The sequence below is a fragment of the Rhodanobacter sp. OR87 genome (assembly GCF_000473345.1).
Classification (GTDB): domain Bacteria; phylum Pseudomonadota; class Gammaproteobacteria; order Xanthomonadales; family Rhodanobacteraceae; genus Rhodanobacter; species Rhodanobacter denitrificans.
Genome location: NZ_AXBJ01000010.1, coordinates 35,591 through 58,533 on the forward strand (window position 1 = coordinate 35,591; position 22,943 = coordinate 58,533).

At 67.9% G+C, this 22,943-nt stretch carries 14 protein-coding genes; 13 read left to right on the top strand and 1 reads right to left on the bottom strand.

Features of this window, described 5'->3' with window-relative positions; translation table 11 throughout:
* Positions 1–290 precede the first annotated feature (290 nt).
* The 13 genes from RHOOR87_RS0110575 (at position 291) to RHOOR87_RS0110635 (ending at position 20,342) form a co-directional block, all read left to right on the top strand.
* Complete coding sequence (locus tag RHOOR87_RS0110575) at positions 291–3,203, top strand: TonB-dependent receptor (RefSeq protein ID WP_015448583.1); 2,913 nt, start codon at positions 291–293, stop codon at positions 3,201–3,203.
* Between the two features lie 115 nt (positions 3,204–3,318).
* The gene (locus RHOOR87_RS19175; RefSeq protein ID WP_015448584.1) at positions 3,319–4,866 is read left to right on the top strand and encodes a tryptophan halogenase family protein; all 1,548 of its coding nucleotides are present in this window, start codon (positions 3,319–3,321) and stop codon (positions 4,864–4,866) included.
* Positions 4,863–6,416 carry an alpha-amylase family glycosyl hydrolase gene (locus RHOOR87_RS0110585; protein WP_027484994.1) on the top strand — a complete coding sequence of 518 codons (1,554 nt, stop codon included), beginning with the start codon at positions 4,863–4,865 and terminating at the stop codon, positions 6,414–6,416. The genes RHOOR87_RS19175 and RHOOR87_RS0110585 overlap by 4 nt, the downstream gene beginning before the upstream one ends.
* A 146-nt stretch (positions 6,417–6,562) precedes the next feature.
* A complete protein-coding gene (locus tag RHOOR87_RS0110590) occupies positions 6,563–8,809 on the top strand; it encodes a TIM-barrel domain-containing protein (RefSeq protein ID WP_043795502.1) in 2,247 nt (748 codons plus the stop codon).
* An 88-nt stretch (positions 8,810–8,897) separates the two neighbouring features.
* On the top strand, positions 8,898–10,925 hold the full coding sequence (locus RHOOR87_RS0110595) for a glycoside hydrolase family 13 protein (RefSeq protein WP_027484996.1): 2,028 nt from the start codon (positions 8,898–8,900) through the stop codon (positions 10,923–10,925).
* Positions 10,926–11,087: 162 nt separating this feature from the next.
* Complete coding sequence (locus RHOOR87_RS0110600; protein ID WP_027484997.1) at positions 11,088–12,644, top strand: glycosyl hydrolase family 39; 1,557 nt, start codon at positions 11,088–11,090, stop codon at positions 12,642–12,644.
* Positions 12,645–12,890: 246 nt separating this feature from the next.
* The gene (locus RHOOR87_RS0110605) at positions 12,891–15,095 is read left to right on the top strand and encodes a hypothetical protein (RefSeq protein WP_027484998.1); all 2,205 of its coding nucleotides are present in this window, start codon (positions 12,891–12,893) and stop codon (positions 15,093–15,095) included.
* A complete protein-coding gene (locus RHOOR87_RS19180; protein ID WP_037115575.1) occupies positions 15,092–16,609 on the top strand; it encodes an MFS transporter in 1,518 nt (505 codons plus the stop codon). The genes RHOOR87_RS0110605 and RHOOR87_RS19180 overlap by 4 nt, the downstream gene beginning before the upstream one ends.
* Positions 16,606–18,291, top strand: a complete 1,686-nt coding sequence (locus tag RHOOR87_RS0110615; RefSeq protein ID WP_027484999.1) for an alpha-amylase family glycosyl hydrolase — start codon at positions 16,606–16,608, stop codon at positions 18,289–18,291. The genes RHOOR87_RS19180 and RHOOR87_RS0110615 overlap by 4 nt, the downstream gene beginning before the upstream one ends.
* A 418-nt stretch (positions 18,292–18,709) precedes the next feature.
* Positions 18,710–19,276 carry a GNAT family N-acetyltransferase gene (locus RHOOR87_RS0110620; protein ID WP_027485000.1) on the top strand — a complete coding sequence of 189 codons (567 nt, stop codon included), beginning with the start codon at positions 18,710–18,712 and terminating at the stop codon, positions 19,274–19,276.
* On the top strand, positions 19,273–19,620 hold the full coding sequence (locus tag RHOOR87_RS0110625) for a GFA family protein (RefSeq protein ID WP_007511530.1): 348 nt from the start codon (positions 19,273–19,275) through the stop codon (positions 19,618–19,620). Before RHOOR87_RS0110620 ends, RHOOR87_RS0110625 begins: the two co-directional genes overlap by 4 nt.
* A gap of 80 nt (positions 19,621–19,700) precedes the next feature.
* On the top strand, positions 19,701–19,874 hold the full coding sequence (locus tag RHOOR87_RS0110630) for a hypothetical protein (protein WP_015448593.1): 174 nt from the start codon (positions 19,701–19,703) through the stop codon (positions 19,872–19,874).
* A 57-nt stretch (positions 19,875–19,931) separates the two neighbouring features.
* The gene (locus tag RHOOR87_RS0110635; RefSeq protein ID WP_027485001.1) at positions 19,932–20,342 is read left to right on the top strand and encodes an ACT domain-containing protein; all 411 of its coding nucleotides are present in this window, start codon (positions 19,932–19,934) and stop codon (positions 20,340–20,342) included.
* An 18-nt stretch (positions 20,343–20,360) separates the two neighbouring features.
* Here the strand turns inward: RHOOR87_RS0110635 and RHOOR87_RS0110640 are convergent, their stop codons facing one another.
* Positions 20,361–22,859, bottom strand: a complete 2,499-nt coding sequence (locus tag RHOOR87_RS0110640; RefSeq protein WP_027485002.1) for an EAL domain-containing protein — start codon at positions 22,857–22,859, stop codon at positions 20,361–20,363.
* Positions 22,860–22,943 lie beyond the last annotated feature (84 nt).

The following is a 22,943-nucleotide window of genomic DNA, read 5'->3' on the forward strand; positions in this document are numbered from 1 at the left end:
GGGCGATCGGCCGCGGCGCATACGCTGCGGGCGAAGGTCGAGTCGCATCGCGGCTCGCGCCACCGGGAGCCGCTGTCGGGACGCGCGGTGCTGCAACGCAATAACCGCTATACGGCGCCCGCCATGAATACGTATGCAGGAAATGCTTCGCTGCGGAACTGCCGGCCTACCATGCAAACACGCCGCCGAAAACCTCGGCAGCGCACCTGCCGACGGTCGTCGCCGACGGAAGCGCGGGGGAATCCAATAACTGAGATCGACGGCGACACACCTTTGTGGGAGGGGATTTCATGGTTCTGAAACACAACATGCTGGCGATGGCGATTGCATCGGTATGCTTTGGCATGTGCGGCGCGGCCTATGCCGCCACCGCGCCCGCGGCTGGCCCGCAGCAGAGCACGCAGGATCAGGCGCCGACCACCTCGGCCGAGCAGTCCAAGAAGGACGAAAAGGACAAGCACAAGACACAGATGCAGGCAGTCGAAGTCAACGGCTTCATCAGCAGCATCGAGAACTCCACCGCGCTGAAGCGCAACGCCAGCACCATCGTCGAGGCGGTGTCGGCCGAGCAGGTCGGCAAGCTCCCCGGCGTGAGCATCGCCGACACCCTCGGCCGCCTGCCCGGCCTCGCCGTGCAGACCTTGAATGGCCGCCCGCAGGTGCTGACCATCCACGGCCTGGGCCCCGACTTCTCTACCGCGCTGGTCAACGGCGGCCAGCAGGTCTCCACCTCGAACAACCGCGACGTGCAGTTCGATCAGTACCCGTCGAGCTGGTTCGACAACGTGGTGGTGCACCTGTCGCCCTCCGCCAACCTGATCGGCCAGGGTCTGTCCGGCACGGTCGACATGCACACCATCCGCCCGCTGGAGAAGAGCGGCCCCGAGGCGGCGGTGAACGCCAAGTACATCTGGAACAGCATGTCCGAGCTGGCACCGGGCAAGGGCGTGAGCAACAAGGGCTACAACTTGAACGGCGTGTGGGTGAACCAGTTCGCCGACCACACTGTGGGCGTGACCCTGGGCGTGGACCTGGAGAACAACCCCACGCAGATCCAGCACCAAGGGCCGTGGGGCTATCCGAGCGATAGCAACGGCGACGCGGTGATCGGCGGCTCGAAGAACTTCGGCATCACCGATTCGATGAAGCGCAACGGCGCACTGGCCACCGTGCAGTGGCAGCCGAACGAGCACTACACCGGCACCATCGACCTGACCTACGACAACTTCAAGGAAGTGCAGCAGGCCAAGGGCATGGAGTTTCCGCTGTGGTGGAGCTCGGCGCAGCTGCAGCCCGGCGGCGTGGTGATACCGGATCCCCACGTCAGTGGCGGCGGCTTCGTGCAGAGCGGCACCTACGCCAACGTGACGCCGGTGATCCGCAACGACTACAACAGCACCAGCGCCGGGGTCACCAACTTCAACTGGGAAAACAAGTTCACCATCAACGAGAACTGGACGATCAACGCCAACGCGAACTACTCGCGCGCGACTCGTCGTGACGTCAATCTCGAAAGCTATTCCGGCACCGGCTACAACAAGACCGGAGCCACCGACACCGTGGGCTTCAACGAGCTCGGCAACGGCATGCTCTTCCTCAACCCATCGCTGGACTACACCAATGGCGTGGTGCTGACCGACCCGCAGGGCTGGGGCGCGGGCAGCGACGTGGTGCAGGCCGGCTTCATCAATGCGCCGCGCACCGTCGATTCGCTCGCCAACGTGCGCATCGCGGTGGAACGCAGCTTTGCCAGCGGTCCGTTCTCCAGCATGGAGTTCGGCGTGAGCAACAGCCGTCGCAACAAGTCCTACCACATCGACCAGAGCTTCCTGACCCTGGGCGGCGGCACCATCAGCGGCGGTAGTGCCGTCACCACCGCAGCGATCCAGGGTGGCAGCAGTTGCGATCCGCTGTCGTGGATGGGCGTCGGCTCGCAGCTTTGCTACAACCCGTTCGCCCTGATCGGCAACGGCAGCTTGGCCAACGTGCCGACATTCGGCTCCAACACCGGCACGCCGCCGGATTGGAAGACGCATGAGAACGTCTTCACGCCGTACGTGCAATTCAACATCGACACCCAGTTGGGTGGCGTCAGCCTGCGCGGCAACTTCGGCATCCAGGCGCAGCGCACCTCGCAGCGTGCGAGCGGCGAGCGCGTGGCGCCGGACAGCGCCACCACCGGCAACAACATCGTGCTGATCCCGGTAACCGGCAGTACCAGCTACACCCGTTACCTGCCCAGCGCGAACCTGATCTTCGGATTCACCGACAACGATGACCTGCGCGTCAGCGCCGCCCGCACCCTGGCCCGCCCGCGCATGGACCAGATGAACGCCGGTCTTGGGGTTAGCGGCGACAACTCGCACCTGCAAAGCACCGACCCGAACCAGGCCTACTTCAGCGCCAAGGGCGGCAACCCGAAGCTGCGGCCAACCATGGCCGACAACTTCAATGTCAGCTACGAGCACTACTTCAGTGGCGGCAACAGCTACCAGTGCAACTCCGCCGACCAGAAGAATTCCGACCTGTGCCGCAGCGGCGGCGGTGGCTACTTCTCGGTGTCGGGCTACTTCATCGGCCTGCACGACTACATCAACCCGAACGCGTCCTTCCTGTACGACTTCAGCCCCTTCCTGCCGTTCAAGCTGTCCGCGCAGCAGTTGCCCCTGCTGGGTACCCCCTACGGCATCGTCACCGGGCCGACCAACGATGGCCGCGGCTACGTGAAGGGTCTTCAGGGCACCCTGAACCTGCCGTTCAACCTGATCGCGCAACCGCTGGACGGCTTCGGCGTGATCCTCACCGGCAACCGCACCAAGAGCTCGCTGGTCTACCCCGGCAATCCGACGCCGATCACCGTGCCGGGCCTGTCGAAGTGGGTCGCCAACGCCACGCTGTACTACCAGCACAACGGATTCGAGGCGCGTATCAGCGACAACTACCGCTCCAACTTCCTGGGCGAGGTGTCGGGCATCAGCGCCACGCGTGTCGAGCAGACCTTGAGGGGCGGCAGCAGCTACGACGCGCAGGTGAGCTACACGTTCGACAGCGGCAGCCTGAAGGGCCTGACCTTGATCGCGCAGGGCTCCAACCTGTCGAACAAGATCTTCACCACGTTCCAGAACAACGACCCGCGCCAAGTGCAGACCTGGGAACGCTACGGCCGCACCTATTCGCTGGGCGCCTCGTACAAGTTCCAGTAAGTCGTATCGACCTTACCTCCCCAAGGTGCCCCGCTGTGTGTTGTCCGGCGGGGCTTTTTTTTCATGACCCGCGACGGCGTCGCGCCGCGCACACCGGATGCCGAGGAGCCATGACATGAACGATCCCCGCATCCGCCGCATCGTGATCGTCGGCGGCGGCACCACCGGCTGGCTGGCGGCGGCGCTGCTGACGCAGGCGCTCGGCTCGCAGGTGCAGATCCGGCTGGTCGAATCGGCCGAGATCGGCACCGTCGGCGTGGGCGAGGCCACCATTCCGCAGATCCGCCACATCAACCGCTTCCTCGGCATCGACGAGGACGAGATGCTGCGCTTCGCCCACGGCACCTACAAACTGGGCGTGCAGCTCAACGGCTTCACCCGCCCCGGCGATTCCTACCTGCACGCCTTCGGCGACCTCGGCCTGCCACTGGGGCTGACCCCGTTCCACCATTACTGGTTGCGCGCCGTGCAAGCGCGCGGCGGCGCCGCGGACGCGCCGGACCTGTGGGCGTATTCGCTCAACGCCGCAGCCGCCGCGGAAAACCGCTTCGCGCCGCTGGAGAAGATTCCCGACAGCCCGCTCGGCGGTCTGCGCTACGCCTACCACTTCGACGCCTCGCGCTACGCGCAATACCTGCGCGAGCGCATCGCGCCGGGCGCGGTGCAGCGCATCGAGGGCAAGGTGGTGGAGGTGCGCCTGCGCGAAGGCGACGGCTTCATCGAATCGCTGCAACTGGAGCACGGCGAACGCGTCGACGGCGACTTCTTCATCGACTGCTCCGGCTTCCGCGGCCTCTTGATCGAGGGTGCGCTGCACACCGGCTACGAGAACTGGCAGCACTGGCTGCCCTGCGACCGTGCGCTGGCGGTGGGCAGCGCGCCGGGCGGCCCGATGCGCCCGTACACCCAGGCCAGCGCGCGCACCGCCGGCTGGCAGTGGCGCATCCCGCTGCGCCATCGCACCGGCAACGGCCACGTGTACTGCAGCCGCTTCATCAGCGACGACGAGGCCGCCGCGCAACTCGTGGCGAACCTGGAGACCGAGCCCTTGGGGGATCCGCGCCCGCTGCGTTTCGTCACCGGCATGCGCCGGCTCGCGTGGAACCGCAACTGCCTCGCGCTGGGCCTGGCCGCCGGTTTCATGGAGCCGCTGGAATCGACCAGCATCCACCTGGTGCAGTCCGGCGTCAGCCGCCTGCTGGCGATGTTCCCCGACCGCCGCTGCGACAGCGCGCTGGCGGACGAATACAACCGCCAGACGCGCTTCGAGTACGAACACGTGCGTGACTTCCTGATCCTGCACTACAAGGCCACCGAGCGCACCGACACGCCGTTCTGGCAGCAGTGCGGTGCGATGGAGATTCCGCCCTCGCTGGCGCGCCGGATCGAGCTGTTCCGCCGCACCGGCATGGTCTTCCGCGAAGGCGAGGAGCTGTTCGCCGAGACCGGCTGGGTGCAGGTGCTGCTGGGCCAGCGCATCGTGCCGGAGCGCCACCACCCGCTGGCCGACGCACTGACCGACACGCAACTGGACGGTTTCCTCGCCGACATCCGCACCCTGATCGGCCGCGCGAAGAACACGCTGCCGCTGCACCACGAGTTCGTGGCGCGCGCCGGCGGCGCCTTGGACGTTGCGCAGCGCACCGCGGCGGCAGCGCCATGATCCGTCGACTCCTGACATCCATGCTGCTGACCCTGTCCGCACTCGCGTCGGGCGGGTTCGCCCCGGCGCTGGCCGCGCCCGCCGCGCCGGCTGCGTCGGCGCCCTCCGGCGTGTGGTACGAGATCTTCGTGCGCAGCTGGGTCGACACCAACGGCGACGGCATCGGCGACCTGAACGGCGTCACCGCCAAGCTCGACTACCTGCAGTCGCTTGGCGTCAGCGGCATCTGGCTGATGCCGATCAACCCCTCGCCGACCTATCACGGCTACGACATCACCGACTACTACGCGATCAACCCGCAGTACGGCAGCATGGCCGACTTCGAGCGCCTGCTGCGCGAGGCGCACAAGCGTGGCATCAAGGTGATCATCGACCTGGTGATCAACCACACCAGCAACCAGCACCCGTGGTTCAAGGCAGCGCGCGATCCCGCCGACCCTCATCACGACTGGTACAGCTGGGCCGGCCCGCACACCGACCTGCACGCCGAGGACGCCGCCGGCGCGCAGGCCTGGCATGCGCTCGGCAAGGCGCATTACCTGGGCGACTTCTCCCGCGAAATGCCCGACCTCGACTACGACACGCCGGCAGTGCGCCGGGAGATGGTCAAGCTCGGCCAGTACTGGCTGAAGAAAGGCGTGGACGGCTTCCGTCTCGATGCCGCGCAGCACATCTACTACGACTTCAAGGCGGACATCCACAACCCGCTCACGCTGCAGAAGAACCTCGCCTGGTGGTCCGAGTTCCGCCGTGGCCTGGACCAGGTCAACCCGGCGGCCTACGTCGTCGGCGAGGTGACCCGCGACTCCGCCGACGAGCTGGCGCCGTACTTCAAGCCGCTCAGCGCGGTGTTCGATTTCCCGCTGGCGGTGCAGTTGATCGACAGCGCGCGCAGCGAGCGCGCCGGCGACCTCGGCGCATTGCTCGCGCACACCGACGCCGCCTACCGCCAGGTCGCCGGCAGGTCCGGCGTGGACGCACCGTTTCTGTCCAACCACGACCAGGAACGCGTGATGAGCCAGCTGGGCGGCAACCCGCAGCACATGCGCATGGCCGCCGCGATGCTGCTCACCCTGCCCGGCCAGCCGTTCGTCTACTACGGCGAGGAGCTGGGCATGCGCGGCAGGAAACCGGACCCCGACCTGCGCGAACCGATGCGCTGGAACCGCGTGCCGGACGCGCCGGGCGAAACCACCTGGAAAAGCTTCACCGCGCACGACGGCCCGCAGGTGTCGGTCGAGGCGCAGCAGGCCGATGCGGATTCGCTGCTGCACTACTACAGCATGCTGATCCACTGGCGCAGCGAGCTGCCGGCCCTGCGCGACGGCGCGATCCGGCCATGGACCAGCGACAACCCGCACATCGCCGCCTGGCAACTCGACGACGCACATGGCCGCATGCTGGTAGTGCACAACCTGTCCGGCCAGCCGCAGTCACTGGCGCTGGATGGCCAGCCGTTCCACCGCGTGCGGCTGCGCAGCGGGCCCGGCGCCACGGTGCAGCACGAGCGCCTGCAGCTGCCGGCGTACACCACCGCGATCCTGCAGTGACCACGGAGTTCGATGCGATGAGCAAACCCGTTTCCCCACGTCGACGCCACCTCGCCGGGCTGTGCCTCGGCCTTGCCCTGGCTCCGCTCGGCGCCGGCATCGCCCAGGCGCCTGCGTCCCCCGCAACGACTTCACCGGCACCGCTCATGGATACGACTGTCAGGCACGGCATCAGCATCGACACCCAGGGCGGCCAGCTCATCGTGCGCTTCGTCGCGCCCGGCATCGTGCACGTGCAGCACCCGCACGCCGCCGCGGCGCCCGCGCTGGTGCTCGACCCCGCCGCCCGCCCGGGCGCCTTCGATGCCCGGCGCAGCGACGACGGCGCAAACGGGCCGGTGCTCGCCAGCGAGCGCGGCTCGGTGCGCTGGGACCGGCAGCAGCGCCAGCTGCGGATCGACGACGCGCAGCAGCGGCCACTGCTGCAGATTGACCTCGACGCCGCACCATCCGGCGCACTGAACCTGCGCCACGACCCGCGCGACGCGCTGTACGGCATCGGCGGCTACAACGCCACCGAAGATGCCTCGGCCGGCATGCTGCGCAACGGCAAGCAAGTGGCCATGTCCGGCGAGCAGGGCCACGCCGGCGCGCCGTTCGTGTGGAGCAGCGCCGGCTACGGCGTGCTGCTGGACAGCGACGGCGCCAGCTTCACCCTGGCGCCGGGCACCATCAGCGCCGTCGACGCCGCGCGCCGGCAGGCCGACTACTACATCCTGCTCGGCACGCCCGCGCAGATCTTCGCCGAGCTGGCCCAACTCAGCGGCCGCGCCCCGCTGTTCCCGAAGTGGGCGATGGGCTTCACCAACAGCCAGTGGGGCATCGACCAGCAGGAACTGCTGCAGATCGTCGACACCTACCGCGCCAAACACATTCCGCTCGACAACATCACGCTGGACTTCGACTGGAAGGCGTGGGGCGAGGACGACTACGGCGAGTTCCGCTGGAACCCGGCCAAGTTCCCCGACGGCCCCAGCGGCGCCCTGAAGAAGCAGATGGACGCCCGCGGCATCCGCCTGACCGGCATCATGAAGCCGCGCATCCACCTCGACACGGTGGAGGGACGCTACGCCAGCGCGCACGGTTTCTGGGTGCCGGACGAGAAGGTCAGCGACGACTACTTCTCGCACAAGCCGGTGAAGGACATCGACTTCGACCTCCCCGCCGCACGCCGCTGGTTCGGCGAACTGGCGATCAAGTACGGCTACGACCACGGCATCGCCGGCTGGTGGAACGACGAGGCGGACACCGTCGGCAGCGATACCGAGTTCATGAACATGCAGCGCGCGCTGTACGACAGCCAGCGCGCCGTCTCGAACCTGCGCGTGTGGTCGATCAACCGCAACTTCTGGCTGGGCTCGCAGCGCTACGCCTACGGCCTGTGGTCCGGCGACATCCCCACCGGCTTCGCCAGCATGGCCGGCCAGCGCGCGCGCATGCTCAGCGCGATCAACGTGGGCGCGATGCAATGGGGCATGGACGGCGGCGGTTTCAAGGACGGCACGCCGACGCCGGAAAACTACGCGCGCTGGATCCAGTTCGGCGCGTTCACGCCGATCTTCCGCGTGCACGGCGAGCTGGGCCAGAAGCGCCAGCCGTGGGTATACGGCCCGGTTGCTGAAAAAGCCGCAACCGATGCGATCCGCCTGCGCTACGCGCTGATCCCGTACATCTACAGCTACGAACACGCACGCCGCGCCACCGGCGTCGGCCTGGTGCGCCCGCTGCTGTTCGACTGGCCGCACGACCCGAAGCTGCGCAACGACGTCGACAGCTGGCTGTTCGGCGACTGGCTGCTGGCCTCGCCGGTGGTGGCCGAGGGCCAGACCGCCAAGGACATCTATCTTCCCGCCGGGCGCTGGACCGACTGGTTCAGCGGCAAGACGTACGACGGCGGCCAGACCATCCGTCGGGCCATCGACAGCAAGACGTGGAGCGATATCCCGCTGTTCGTCCGCGAGGGCGCGATCATCCCGAACCGGCCGCCCGAGGATTACGTGGGCGAGCAGCCACTGACCCAGCTCGACGTCGACGTATTCCCCGCCGCACAGCGCAGCACGTTCGACTACTACGACGACGACGGCAGCAGCTACGACTACGAGCACGGCGCGTACTTCCTGCAGCCGCTGTCGGTGCAGCGCCAGGGCGCCACGGTGCAGTTGAACATCGGCAAGGCGAGCGGCAGCTTCAAGCCGGCGCTGCGCTTCTATCTGTTGAAGATCCACGGCGGCGCGGCCGCCCGCGTCAGCGGCAAGCTGAAGTCGTTCCCGGACCTGGAGGCGCTGCAGCAGTCCGGCGGCGAAGGCTGGGCGAGCGGCCGCGACCGCTACGGCGAGGTCACCTGGGTGCGGGTGACGGCAGGGCGCGCCACGCGGATCACGCTCGCCATGTAGGCGGCGAAGCGCCCTGGTTTCCTGAAAGCGCAAGAACCCCGGCTTGCCTGCGGCAGGCCGGTTCCATCCACCTGCGGAGGGGCGTTCGATGGGCAATCAAGGCAAGGCAACACACGGCTCGGTATCCACCCTGGCATGCGCGCTCGCTGCGGCGCTGGCGCTCTATGCACTGCCGGCCATCCATGACCAGGCACGCGCCGCCAGCAACGACAACAACGTGGAATGGAACGGCCTGTTCCACGACCAGGGCCCGCTCTACGACAACCACGTCGAGCCGACCGCCGCGCAGGCGGTCACGCTGACCCTGCGCACCTTCAAGGGCGACATCGGCAGCGCCAACATCAAGTACTACGACAGCGCGGACGGCGCGTTCCACTGGGTGGCGATGAGTTGGTCGGCGAACGACGCCACCGGCAATTTCGATTTCTGGAAAGGCACCATCCCGGCCAGCGCCTCGAAGAAGTACTACCGCTTCCAGATCAACGACGGCAGCGCGACGGCCTGGCTCAACGCCGCGGGTACGACCTCCACCGAGCCGTCCTCCGGCGACTTCTTCATCCTCCCGGGCTTCACCACCCCGGCATGGATGAAGAACGGCGTGATGTATCAGATCTTCCCGGACCGCTTCTACAACGGCGACGCCGGCAACGACGTGGGCAACGGCCAGTACACCTACGCCGGCTGCGCCACCGAGAAGCATGCCTGGGGGTCGAGCGTGGTGGCCAACGTCAGCGGCTGCAACACCGCCGTGTTCTTCGGCGGCGACCTGGCCGGCATCGACCAGAAGCTGGGCTACATCAAGAACACGGTCGGCGCCGACATCGTCTACCTCAACCCGGTGTTCCTCTCGCCGAGCAACCACAAGTACGACACCGAGGATTACCTGACGGTGGACCCGGCGTTCGGCAGCAACGCCACGCTGCAGACGCTGAGCGCGGACCTCCACTCGACCGCCAACGGGCCGAAGGGCTACCTGATCCTCGACGGCGTGTTCAACCACACCGGCGACACCCACAAGTGGTTCGACCGCTACAACTGGTGGACCGGCCTCACCGGCGCCTACGAATCGCAGTCCAGCCCGACCTACGGCTACTACACCTTCCAGAGCTGGCCGAACACGTATTCCGCGTTCTTCGGCTTCTCGTCCATGCCCAAGCTGGACTACGGCGCCAGCGGCTCGGCGGTACGCAACACGATCTACGGCGGTACCGGCTCGGTAGTGCAGACCTGGCTGAAGTCGCCTTATTCGATCGACGGCTGGCGCCTCGATGCGGCGCAGTACCTCGACGCCGGCGGCGGCAACGGCAGCGATACCGCCAACCACCAGATCATGGCCGAGCTGCGCAGCGCAGTGAAATCGGTCAACGCCAACGCCGACATCCTCGGCGAGTTCTGGGGCAACGCCGGCCCGTGGACCAGCGGCGGCGACCAGTGGGACGGCGCAATGAACTACGACGGCTTCACCCAGCCGGTGTCGGAGTGGATCACCGGCCGGGACTACGGCGGCAATGCGGCGAGCATCCCGGTCTCGCAGTTCGACAGCTGGCTGCACGGCACCCGCGCGAATTACCCGACCAACGTGCAGCAGGCGATGAGCAACTTCCTCTCCAGCCACGACATCAGCCGCTTCGGCAACCGCGCCGGCGGCGACATCTGGAAGACCTACCTGGCGTTGTTCTTCCAGATGACCTACGTCGGCACGCCGACCATCTACTACGGCGACGAGTACGGCATGCAGGGCGGCGCCGACCCGGACAACCGCCGCACGTTCGACTGGAGCGTGGGCACCGCGACCAACAGCGCGGTGGCGCTGACCAACAAACTGGTCGTGATCCGCAACGCCTACCCGGCACTGCGCACCGGCTCGTTCATGACCCTGCTCACCGACGACACCAGCAAGCTGTACGCCTACGGCCGCTTCGACGCGAGCAACCGCATCGCGGTGGCGCTCAACAACGACTCGGTGACGCATACGGTGACGGTACCGGTGTGGCAGCTGAGCATGACCAACGGCAGCACGGTCACCGAGCTGATCTCGGGCACCCACTACACCGTGCAGAACGGCCAGGTCAGCGTGGCGGTGAACGGCCACTACGGGGCGATCCTGGCGCAGTGAAGGCGGCCCACGGCGGCGCCGCGCGTTTGCCGCGCCGCCGCTGGACGCCGCCGCTCGCGTGTAGGACACTGCCGCACGATGTAAACGTTTACATCCTGACGGTTGCGGGCTTGGCCCGCTTCCCCGCCCCGCGCCATCCAGGCGTCGAACAGGACCCCCGCCATGACTCTTTCCGCCTCGCTTCGCCAGCTGGCCCTGGGCCTTTGCGCAGCCGCCCTGCTGCTCGCCGGCACGGCGGTCGCGGCGCCGCCCGCCACGACCGCCGTCAGCCTGCACGTCGACGCCCGCGCGCAAGGCACGCCGTTCCCGCATTTCTGGGAACAGATGCTGGGCTCCGGCCGCGCCGCGCTGGCGCTGCGCGACGACTACCGCAAGGACCTGGACGCCGTGCACCAGGCCACCGGCGTCGGCTACATCCGCTTCCACGGCATCCTCGACCACGACGTGGGCCTGGTGCAGCGCGACGCGCAAGGCAGGATCTCCTACAACTTCTCCTACATCGACCAGATCTACGACGGCCTGCTCGAGCACGGCTTCAAGCCGTTCGTCGAACTCGGCTTCATGCCGCCGGAGCTGACTTCCGACCCCGCCGCGCTGCACCCGTTCTGGTACCACCCGAACGTCGCGCCGCCGAAGGACTATGCCGAGTGGGACGCGATGATCGGCGCATTGGCCAAACACCTGGTCGAGCGCTACGGCATCGACGAGGTGGCCAGCTGGTACTTCGAGGTGTGGAACGAGCCGAACATCGGTTTCTGGACCGGCCAGCCGGCGCAGGCGAGCTACTTCACCCTGTACGACCACACCGCGCGCGCACTGAAGGCAGTCAGCCCGCGCCTGCGCGTGGGCGGCCCGGCCACCGCGCAGGCGGCGTGGGCCACCGACTTCCTCGCCCACGTGCACAAGAACAAGGTGCCGGTCGACTTCGTCAGCAGCCACGTCTACGGCGACGACACCGCCGACAACGTGTTCCACAGCGACGAGAAGATCCCGCGCGCCGACATGGTCTGCCGCGCGGTGGACAAGGTGCACCGGGAAATCGCCGCCTCGCCCTACCCGCACCTGCCGCTGATCTTCAGCGAGTACAACGCCAGCTACGCCAACCTGCCGAACGTCACCGACACCGTGTTCATGGGGCCGTGGCTGGCCAACACCATCCGCCAGTGCGCGGGCAAGGTCGAGGCGATGAGCTACTGGTCGTTCTCCGACGTGTTCGAGGAACAGGGCATCGTGCGCAACCCGTTCTACGGCGGTTTCGGCCTGATCGCCGCCAACCGCATCGCCAAACCCGCGTTCAACGCGTTCGCGCTCCTGCACAAGCTGGGCGAGCGGCAGCTGGCGACCAAGTCCGATTCCGCCCTGGTCACCCGCCGCGACGACGGCACGCTGGTGATCGCACTGTGGAACTACGCCCCGCCCGTCGGCGACACCGCCAGCTACACCCCGGGCAAACCCGCCGGCACGCCGAAGCGCTTCGACGTCGCCGTGAAGCACCTGCCCGCCGCCGCCCGCGCCACGGTCTGGCGCGTGGACGAAACCCACGGCAATGCCGTCGCCGCATTCGACCGCATGGGCCGCCCCGACTCCCCCAGCCGCGCGCAGATCGCGCAGCTGCGCGCAGCCGGCGCGCTGGCCGCGCCGGAGACGATGGATGTGCACAGCGGCAAGCTCGCGATCGACGTGCCGGTGCAAGGACTGGTGGTGATCGAGTTGCGCTGAGGCCCGCGGGACGCCCGGGGGCGCGGCCCGGCCGCCGCGCGCCCGCACGCGCCGCCCTTCCGCGCGGCGCATGAATACGTATGCATGGGCTGGTTGCTGCAGTGCGACGCTATCTACCATGCGTTGGCAACCCGCACGAACCGCCCGACCGCAGCCGCGGGCGGCGTGCCGGCGCGACACCACAGCTGCAGGAGGGGACATGCCGATCGAGCACATCACCCAGCACGGGCCACGTACGGCACGCGCATGTTGAGCATCGCCCTGGCCGCCGCACTGGCAGCGGGCGCAGTGGCGCCGGACTGGCACGACGGACTGGACTGGCACGGCGTGCACGTCGCCATCAGCCGCGACGCGCAGCAGGGTTACACGCTGGCGTGGCCCTACGGCCAGCGCACGATCGCGGCGCAGCCGCTCGCCACGCAAACCGCCAGCCCGCTGTTCGACGGCCTGTTCGCGATGGCGCAGGACGACCTGAAGCAGGATTCGGTCAGTGCGATCCGCGACGGCGCGTTCGACCACGGCCAGCCGATCCCCTGCCAGTGTTTCGAGACCGGCCTGAAGTGGCCGTACGTGTGGACGCGCGACCTGTCCTACGCGATCGACCTGGGCCTGTGGCGCTTCGACCCCGCGCGCTCGCGCAACGGGCTGAAGTTCAAGCTGTCCGGCGTGCGCGTTGCGTCCGCGCCGCAGGGCCCGGCTCCCAAACGGCTTTACCCGATGCAGGACACCGGCTCCGGCGGCAGCTGGCCGATCAGCACCGACCGCGTGGTGTGGTTCCTCGGCGCGCGCCACCTGCTCGACGACCAGGCCTTTGCCGACGACGTCTACCGCGCGCTCGGCGCCACCCTGGCGCAGGATCGCCAGTACGCGTTCGACGCCGGCTTCGGCCTGTACCGCGGCGAGACCTCGTTCCTCGACTGGCGCGAACAGAGCTACCCCGCGTGGACGGCGGACGAGGTCACCTTCATCGCGCAGTCCTACGCGCTGTCCACCAACGTGCTGCATTACCAGGCGCTGCAGCTGGCCGCGAACCTGGCCGACGCCCATCACGACGCGAACGCCGCCGCCAGCTACCGCGCCGACGCAGCGGCGCTGAAGGCAGCGATCAACGCGCACTTCTGGCGCGCCGAGCGCGGCATGTACATGAGCTACCTCGGCGGCGACGGCACACCGTACGACAGCTACGACCTGCTCGGCATCGCGCTGGCGATCGACAGCGGCGTGGCCGGCGGCGAACGCGCGAAGCAGGCGCTGGCGAACTACCCAACGTGGCCCGCGGGCAGCCCGGTGATCTGGCCCGAGCGTGCCGACCAGCCGATCTATCACAACCGCGCGATCTGGCCGTTCGTCAGCGCCTACGCGCTGCGCGCCGCGCGCATCACCGAGCAGCCCGCGCGCATCGCGCACGAGATCGAGTCGGTGCTGCGCGGCGCCGCGTTGTACGGCTCGAACATGGAGAACTACGAGCTGCTTACCCAGGGCCAGCACGTGGACGAAGGCCGGCTCAGCGGTCCGGTGGTGAATTCGCCGCGCCAGCTGTGGTCGGTGGCGGCCGCGCTGGCGGTGGTGACCGAGGGCGTGTTCGGCCTGAACGCGGACGGCAGCGTGCAGCCGAAACTGCCGACTGCGCTGGTGCCGATGCTGTTCGGCCGGCGCCACGCGATCACGCTGGACCTGCATGACCGGCAGATCACCCTGCAACTGCCGGAAAAAATCGCCGGCAACCTGCTGGTCGCCGACCACGCCCGCACGCAGGGCACGGCGACCACGGTGACGCTGAAGGCGGTGCAGGTACCCGACCCGCCGCTGCGCACCGACGCGCCGCTGTACGCCCCGATCGCCCCTGCCGCACCGCTGGTACGCGCCGATGGCGACGGCTGGCAGGTCACCGCAGACGGCAAGGCGCGGCTCTACCTTGACGGCCGCGCGCACGGCGATCTCGACGGCAGCACCCGACTTCCACGGCAGCCGGGCCTGGCCTGCTTCAGCGCCACGCGAGTGGATGCGCACGGCCTGGAATCGCTGCACAGTCCCGACACCTGCGTGGGCGACACGGCGAAGGTCATCGGAAACTGGCCGCGCACGTGGACCGCGCCGGTCAGCGGCCGCTATCGCGTCGCGCTCGACTACGCCAACGACCACGGCCCGATCAACACCGGCATCACCGCGGCGGTGAAGATGCTCGAGGTCAGTTGCACCGGCAGCGACGCGCAACGCCTGCCGATGGTGATGCCGCACAGCGTGCGCACGCAGCCATCCACCTGGGGCAGCTTCACCGCGAAGGCCGGCAGCACCTGCCGGTTCACCCTCGACGACGGCTTCAACATGAGCTATCTCGGCCACTTCGCCCACTACACCGGCGGCAGCGGCGGCAGCGATGGCGCCTTGAACCGGGCCGACGTGCACGCCCTGCTGATCGCCCCGCTCGCCACCGGCCACGCCACCCCATGAAGGACGGCACCCTCTTGAACAACAAACCGGCGCTGTCGTTCTGGCAGATATGGAACATGTGCTTCGGCTTCCTCGGCCTGCAGTTCGGCTTCGCGTTGCAGAACGCGAACGTCAGCCGAATCTTCCAGACCCTGGGCGCCGACGTGAACGACATCCCGGCGCTGTGGATCGCCGCGCCGCTGACCGGGCTGATCGTGCAGCCGATCATCGGCCACTTCTCCGACCGCACCTGGAACCGGCTGGGCCGGCGCCGGCCGTATTTCCTGGTCGGCGCGCTATTCGCCTCGCTGGCCCTGCTGTGGATGCCGAACGCGCCGGTACTGTGGATGGCCGCCGGATTGCTGTGGATCCTGGATGCGTCGATCAACGTGTCGATGGAGCCGTTCCGCGCCTTCGTCGGCGACCAGCTGCCGACGCAGCAGCGTCCGAGCGGCTACGCGATGCAGAGTTTCTTCATCGGCATCGGCGCGGTGGTGGCCTCGGCGCTGCCGTGGATCCTGGCGCGGTTCGGCGTGGCCAACGTGGCCGCGGACGGCGGCATCCCCGACACGGTGAAGTACGCGTTCTACGCCGGCGGCGCGGTGCTGCTGGGCGCGGTGCTGTGGACCATCCTGCGCACGCGCGAATACCCGCCGGAGCAACTGCAGTCGTTCAGCGACAGCGTCGCCAGGCAGCCGGCGACGGATACGTCGCAGGCGTGGCGCTGGGGCGTGCTGCTGCTGGTGGTCGGCGTCGCCGTGCTGTTCGCGATCCGGCACTTCGCGCTGGAGAAGGAGCTGTACCTGCTGGCCGGTGGCCTGATCGTGTTCGGCCTGCTGTTCGTCTGGCTCAGCTTCAGCCGCGGCCGCGGCATGCTGCGCGAAGTGATGGGCGATCTCTACAGCATGCCCGTGTCGATGCGGCAACTGGCGTGGGTGCAGCTGTTCTCGTGGTTCGCGCTGTTCGCGATGTGGATCTACACCACCTCGGGCGTGACCGAGACCATCTACGGCACCACCGACGTCCACTCGGCGCTGTACAACGAGGGCGCCAACTGGGTCGGCGTGCTGTTCGCCGCGTACAACGGTTTCGCCGCGCTGGCGGCGGTGGTGATCCCGCTGATGGTGCGCCGCTGGGGCCTGCGCATCAGCCACCTGCTGAACCTGGCCCTGGGCGGCGCGGGACTGCTGTCGTTCCTGGTCATCCGCGACCCGCAATGGCTGCTCGCCTCGATGGTCGGCGTGGGCTTTGCCTGGGCCTCGATCCTGTCGCTGCCCTACGCGCTGCTGTCGGACAACCTGCCGGCGGCGAAGATGGGCGTGTACATGGGCATCTTCAATTTCTTCATCGTGATCCCGCAGCTGCTCGCCGCCAGCGTGCTCGGCCTGCTGCTGCGCCTGTGCTTCCACAACCAGCCGATCTGGGCACTGGCGCTGGGCGGCGCCTGCCTGCTGGTGGCCGGCCTGTTCACCCTGCGCGTACGCGAACCGGTCTACGCGCCGCCCGCAGCCCTCGCTACCGGAAACCCGACATGATCAACCGAACCGCCCTGCTGGCCGGCGCACTGACGCTGGCCTGCGGCTGCGCGCAAGCCGCCACGACCGCCACGCCGGACTTCGTCGGCAGCGACGCGCCGTTCGCCGCCAACGCGATCTACTTCGTGATGACCGACCGCTTCGTCAACGGCGACCCGTCGAACGACCACCGCGACCAGGGCGGCACGCACCGCACCTTCGACATCCCGGTACCCGGCGCGCCGAAGGGCGAGAGCGCGAACATCGGTTATCTCGGTGGCGACTTCAAGGGCGTGCTGGACAACGCCGGCTACATCCGCGGCATGGGCTTCGGCGCGGTGTGGATCACCCCGATCGTGGACAACCCCGACCAGGCGTTCACCGGCGGCGACCCGGTCAGCTGGGGCTCGAAGTTCACCGACCGCGGCAAGACCGGCTTCCACGGCTACTGGGGCGTCAACTTCTACAAGCTCGACGAACACCTGCCCAGCAAGAATCTCGACTTCCGCCAGTTCACCGCGGCGATGCACCAGGCGGGACTGAAGGTGGTGCAGGATATCGTGGCCAACCACGGCTCGCCCGCGTTCAGCATGCCGGTGCGCCAGCCGCAGTACGGCCAGATCTTCGACAAGGACGGCAAGCTGGTCGCCGACCAGCAGAACCTGCCGCCGTACCGGCTCGACCCCGCACGCAACCCGCTGCACCGCTTCTACCACGCCTACGACGATCTGGTGCAGCTGTCCAACAACGACGACCAGAACCCGGCCGTGCTCGACTACTTCGTGGGCGCCTACGACCAGTGGATCGGCGAGGGCGCCGATGCCTTCCGCATCGACACCATCAGCCACATGTCCACCACGTTCTGGCAGCAGTTCAGCGCGCGCATCCGCGCGAAGCACCCCGGCTTCTTCATGTTCGGCGAGGCGTTCGACTACAGCCCGGACAACATCGGCCAGTACACCTGGCCCGAGAACGGCGCCATCAGCCTGCTCGACTTCCCGCTGCGCGGGCGCGTCGCCGAGGTGTTCGAGCATCCCGGCAGCGACTACGCGCAGCTGCTCGACCGCCTCTACCTCACCAACGGGCCGTACCAGAATCCGTACGAGCTGGTCACCTTCTACGACAACCACGACATGGCGCGCCTGAACGCCAGCGACGCCGGCTTCATCGACGCCAACAATTTCCTGTTCACCGCGCGCGGCATTCCCGCCATCTACTACGGCTCCGAGACCGGCTTCGAACGCGGCAAGGCCGAACACCAGGGCAACCGCAACTACTACGGCCAGCAGCGCATCGACGCCGCGCCGAAAAGCCCGATCTACCAGCACCTCAAGCGCATCGCCCAGCTGCGCGAGAAGACCCCGGCGCTGCAGCGCGGCCTGATGCTGCCGCTGCGCTTCGCCGGCAACCAGGCCGCGTTCTACCGCGTGTACCAGCAGGGCGGCACGCACCAGATCGCGCTGGTGCTTTTGAACAAGGGCGATGCGACCGCATCATTCGACGTCAGTGACTACCTGCAGCCAGGCCGCTGGACACCGGCGCTTGGCGGCACCGCGATCGACGTGGCCGAAGGGGGCCGCCTGCACGCCAGCGTTCCCGCGCACGACGTGCAGGTCTATCTGCTCGATGCAGCGGCGAAGCGTGCGGACTTGGTGGCGGAGTTGACGCGGTTGATGCAGGAGCGTGGGCATCCGGAGCATTGAGACCGGCGCCTGTCCTGCGAAACGCGGCGATAAAGATAGCGCCTCGTTCTGTGCGATATGCAACGCAGCCGCGCCCCCTGCTCGTGCCGGCGACCAGACAAAGTGTTGACTACACTCGTCCCTCTTCTTGACGGTCAACTGCTCTACGACAGATCAGCTGTGCATATGTCCAGATGCGCTGGCACCTTTTCTAGTTGCCGGAATGATCGCGGCAATGACTTGGCTTTTGGTGTCACTCGTGGTGAGAATGTCGCCTGGATAGTTTCCACGGTTTGGCGGACACCCTGACCCGACGTTTCAGGCGTGCCCCATGCCCAAGTCAGGCCCGCGAGCGACCACCCACTCCAAGGCTACCGTCATACGCCTGAGCCACTTGCTGGCTACGTCTACCAAGCATCCAGCGCCCCCGGAGGCCCCATTGCCCGTCATCCGAACCGCCGACCGCAGCGACGCAGGGCCGCTCTCGCGGCTTGCAGAGGCGACCTTCAGAAGTACCTTCGGCGCCGTGAACTCGCCGCAGGACATGGCACTCCACTGCCAGGTCAGCTACAGCGAGGCGATCCAGGCAGGCGAGATTGCCAACCCGGACATGCTTACCTTGCTGTGCGATGGCGACGAAGGGTTGGTCGGGTTTGCCCAACTGCGCTGGGATGGCGCCCCGGATTGCGTTGCGGCCCAATCCCCGGGCGAGATCCAGCGGCTGTACGTCGCCGATGCGTGGCATGGCAAAGGCATCGCGCAGGGCCTCATGCACGCCTGCATCGAAGCATTGCAGGCACGCAACTCGGACGTGGCCTGGCTGGGCGTATGGGAACGCAACCCGCGGGCGATCGCGTTCTACCGGAAGTGCGGCTTCGTCGGGGTCGGCGACCACGTCTTTCCTTTGGGCAGCGATCCGCAGCGGGATATCGTCATGGCACGATCCATCGCAGGCCCATCGTCCAACATCGCACCACAACGCGGAACATCGGGAGAACGGCCATGAACTACAAAGGCAGCTGCCACTGCGGCAGGGTGGCGTTCGAGGTGGAAGGCGAGATCGGGGAGGCGCTGGCATGCAACTGCTCGATCTGCCAGCGCAAGGGTTCGCTGCTCTGGTTCGTCCCGCGCGAGAAGTTCCACCTGCTCACGCCCGAGGACGCGGCGAGCAGCTACATGTTCAACAAGCACGCCATCAAGCACCGCTTCTGCCCGGTCTGCGGCATGCATCCGTACGGCGAAGGCACCGACCCGAAGGGCAACGCGATGGCTGCGATCAACATCCGCTGCATCGAGGGCATCGAGCTTTCGGCCATCCCGGTCCGGCACTACGATGGCCGCGCGCTGTGAAACGCGGGCCGGCCGTTGCTGCCACGAAGCGGCCGGCGGCCCATCCATGAACGCCACGCACCACGCAACGAGGTGAAGCCATGCGCCACCTGATCACGTTCGCCATCTTCCTCGCGGCCGTCGCCGCCTATGCCCTTGGCCTCGGCCCGCTGTTCTTCGGCGCCACGCTGGTCGGCAGCGTGCTGGTACTCGCCGGCGTGCTGTTCGAGCTGGCGTTCTGGCTGCGGCTGTTCCGCCGGGCGCCGTCGAAATAGGTCGACGGCGGCGGCTGGCACGCCGATCGATCACGCCTGTTCCAGGGATTCGCTGCCATGAGCCACGCCGTCTCGAACCTCGCCGAACTGCTGCACTCGATGCACCCCGTGCTGAACCGCGGCGTGTATGCGTTCGTCGCGCTGCCCGGCGGCAGCGTGCCGGATCGGCTCGCACCGATCGCCACGTTCCGCGAGCGCGAGGGACTCACCCTGATCGTCGAGGAGCAGCAGGCGAAGGATGCCGGGCTGGCGCTGCTGTTCCGCGCCGCGTGGATCACCCTGAGCGTGCACTCCGACCTGCAGGCCGTCGGCCTGACCGCCGCCGTGGCAACGGCGCTGGCCGAGGCGGGCATCAGCTGCAACGTGGTCGCCGCCGCGCACCACGACCACCTGTTCGTGCCCGTCGAGTCGGCCAGCCACGCGCTCGCCACACTGCAGGCGTTGCAGGAACGTGCCGGCAACGCCTGAGCGAACGCCGCCGATGCGCTACGCGTACCCGTCGTCGAAGCGCTCCCCGGCCTGCAGCACGGGCAGGGCCGGACCGAGGTGGTTGCCCTGCAGTTCGCCGCAGCCGGCGGCGGCGAGGAAATCCGCCTGTGCCGCGGTCTCCACGCCTTCGGCGGCGACATGCATGCGCAGTTCGTGCGCCACCGCGATGATGGTGCGCACGATCGACGCGTCGGCGGTGCCCGCCGGCAAGGCACGCACGAAGGCCTGGTCGATCTTCAGCTTGTCGATCGGGAACTGCTTCAGGTACGCCAGGCTGGAATAGCCGGTGCCGAAGTCGTCCAGCGACAGCCTGATGCCCAGCGCCTTCAGCTCGGCCAGCGTGCGCTGCACGCGCCACACGTTTTCCATGAACGAGCTCTCGGTGATCTCGATGTCCAGCATCGCCGGCGGCACGTCGTGCCGTTGCAGCGCCGCGCCAACCTGCGCGACCAGGCCGTGACGCTGCAGTTGCTGCGCCGACACGTTCACCGCGACGGTGAAGCCGCGGTGGCCGCGGTCCAGCCACGCGCGCAATTGCCGGCAGGCCGCATCGAGCACCCACTCGCCGATCTCGGGCATCAGGCCGAGCGCCTCGGCGATCGGGATGAAGCGGGCCGGCGGCACCCGGCCGAGCTGCCGGCTGTTCCAGCGCAGCAGCGCCTCGAAACCGGTCAGCCGGCGGTCGGCGGCACGGTATTGCGGCTGGTAGTGCAGCTCCAGTTCGTCGTGCCGGATCGCATTGCGCAGCTGGTTGCCCATCACCAGGCGGTCTTCCAGGTCGCGCATCTGCTCGACCGAGAACATGGACACCCGGTCGCGCCCCTCCCGCTTGGCCTGGTTCATCGCGGCCTCGGCCCGGCGCAGCAGGTCGTTCGGGTCGGTGCCATGGTCGGGCGAATGACTGATGCCGATGCTGGCGGTCAGCAGCAGGCGGTAATCGCCGCCCTCGAGCGGTTCGGCCACGGCGGCGCGCAGGCACTCGGCCAGCGCCAGTGCGCCATCGGCCGACAGGCCGGTTGCCGTCACCACGAACTCGTCGCCGGCAAAGCGTGCGACCCGGCCCTGCCCGGCCAGCGCCGCCTGCAGGCGGCCGGCCAGCTGCCGCAGCACATCGTCGCCGGTCAGGTGGCCCACCGATTCGTTGACGCCCTGGAAGCGGTCCAGTCCGATCACCAGCACCCAGACCGGCTCCGTCGAGTCCTTCAACACGTCCCCCACCTCGCGCCCGAGCAGCAAGTGCTGCGGCAGGCCGCTGACCGGATCATGGCTGGAGGCATGCGCCAGCTCGGCCTCGACCCGGCGCCGCTCGGTGATGTCGCGCGCCACCGCATAGACCAGCCCGTCGGGCGCGGCGAACGAGACCCACTCCAGCAGCCGTTCGCTCCCGTCGCGACAGCGGCAGCGGTTGACGAATTCGTGGACCTGCTCGCCGGAGCGGCCCAGCACCACCATCGGGTCGGAGCCATCGCGGGGTTCTTCCGGCTGCAGGAATTCGCGGTAACTGCGCGAGGTCAGTTCGCTGGCGCCGTAGCCGGTCAGGCGCGGCAACGACGGGTTGAACTGCACCAGCCGCTCAGTATGCGGGTCGAGGATGCAGAAGATTTCCTGCGACATTTCGAAGAAGCGGTGGCGCTCGTGCAGGCGCTCGACCAGGCGCGCGCTTTCGATCGCGATGCCGGTGATCGGCAACATGCGGTCGATGCTGCGCAATTCTTCTTCTCGCGGTTCGCGCGGCTCGCGGAAATACACCGCAAAGGTGCCCAGCACTTCGTGATGGCTGCCGAACACCGGCGTCGACCAGCACGCCTTGAGGCCATGCGCCAGCGCCGGCCCGCGGTAGTTCTCCCAGTACGGGTGGCCGGCGATGTCGGCCACCACCACGCGCTCGCCGCGCCACGCGGCGGTACCGCACGAACCGTGTGCCTCGCCGATCTCCAGCCCATGCAGGGTCCGGCTGTACGCTTCCGGCAAACTCGGCGCGGCGCCGTGCAGCACATGCCGGCCGTCTTCGTCGAGCAGCAGCAGCGAGCACAGCGCGCCGGGGTTCATCGTTTCGTGCAGGCGCGCGATCCGTTCGAGGCTTTCCACCAGCGGCCGCTGCGCCGCGATCCCTTCGAGGATTTCGTGCTGGCCGGCCGCCAGCTGTTCGGCACGCTTGCGCTCGGTGATGTCACGGAAATAGATCGTCAGCCCGTCCGCCGACGGGTAGATGCGGTTCTCGAACCAGCGGTTGTACGGCGGATAGAACGCCTCGATCTGCTGCGGGCATTGCTCCGCCATGGCCTTTTCGTAGGCGCGGTGGAACGGCTGCCCGACGCCCTCCGGAAACTCGGTCCAGATGTGCCGGCCGATCAGCTCCTCCGCGCGGCGCCCGAACAGCTCGCAGGCCGTCGCATTCAGGTAGGTGTAGCGCCAGTCCCGATCCAGCGCCACGCAGGCGTCGGTGACCCGCTCGAATACCTGATGAAAGTCCAGCTCCAGCCGTGGTTGGTCCATGGTGCGAACACCCCTTCACGCAAGTGGCTCTGAACAGGCTCCGAGCAGATTAGGCGATCGTGCGTGAAGGCGGTAGTGGCGCCG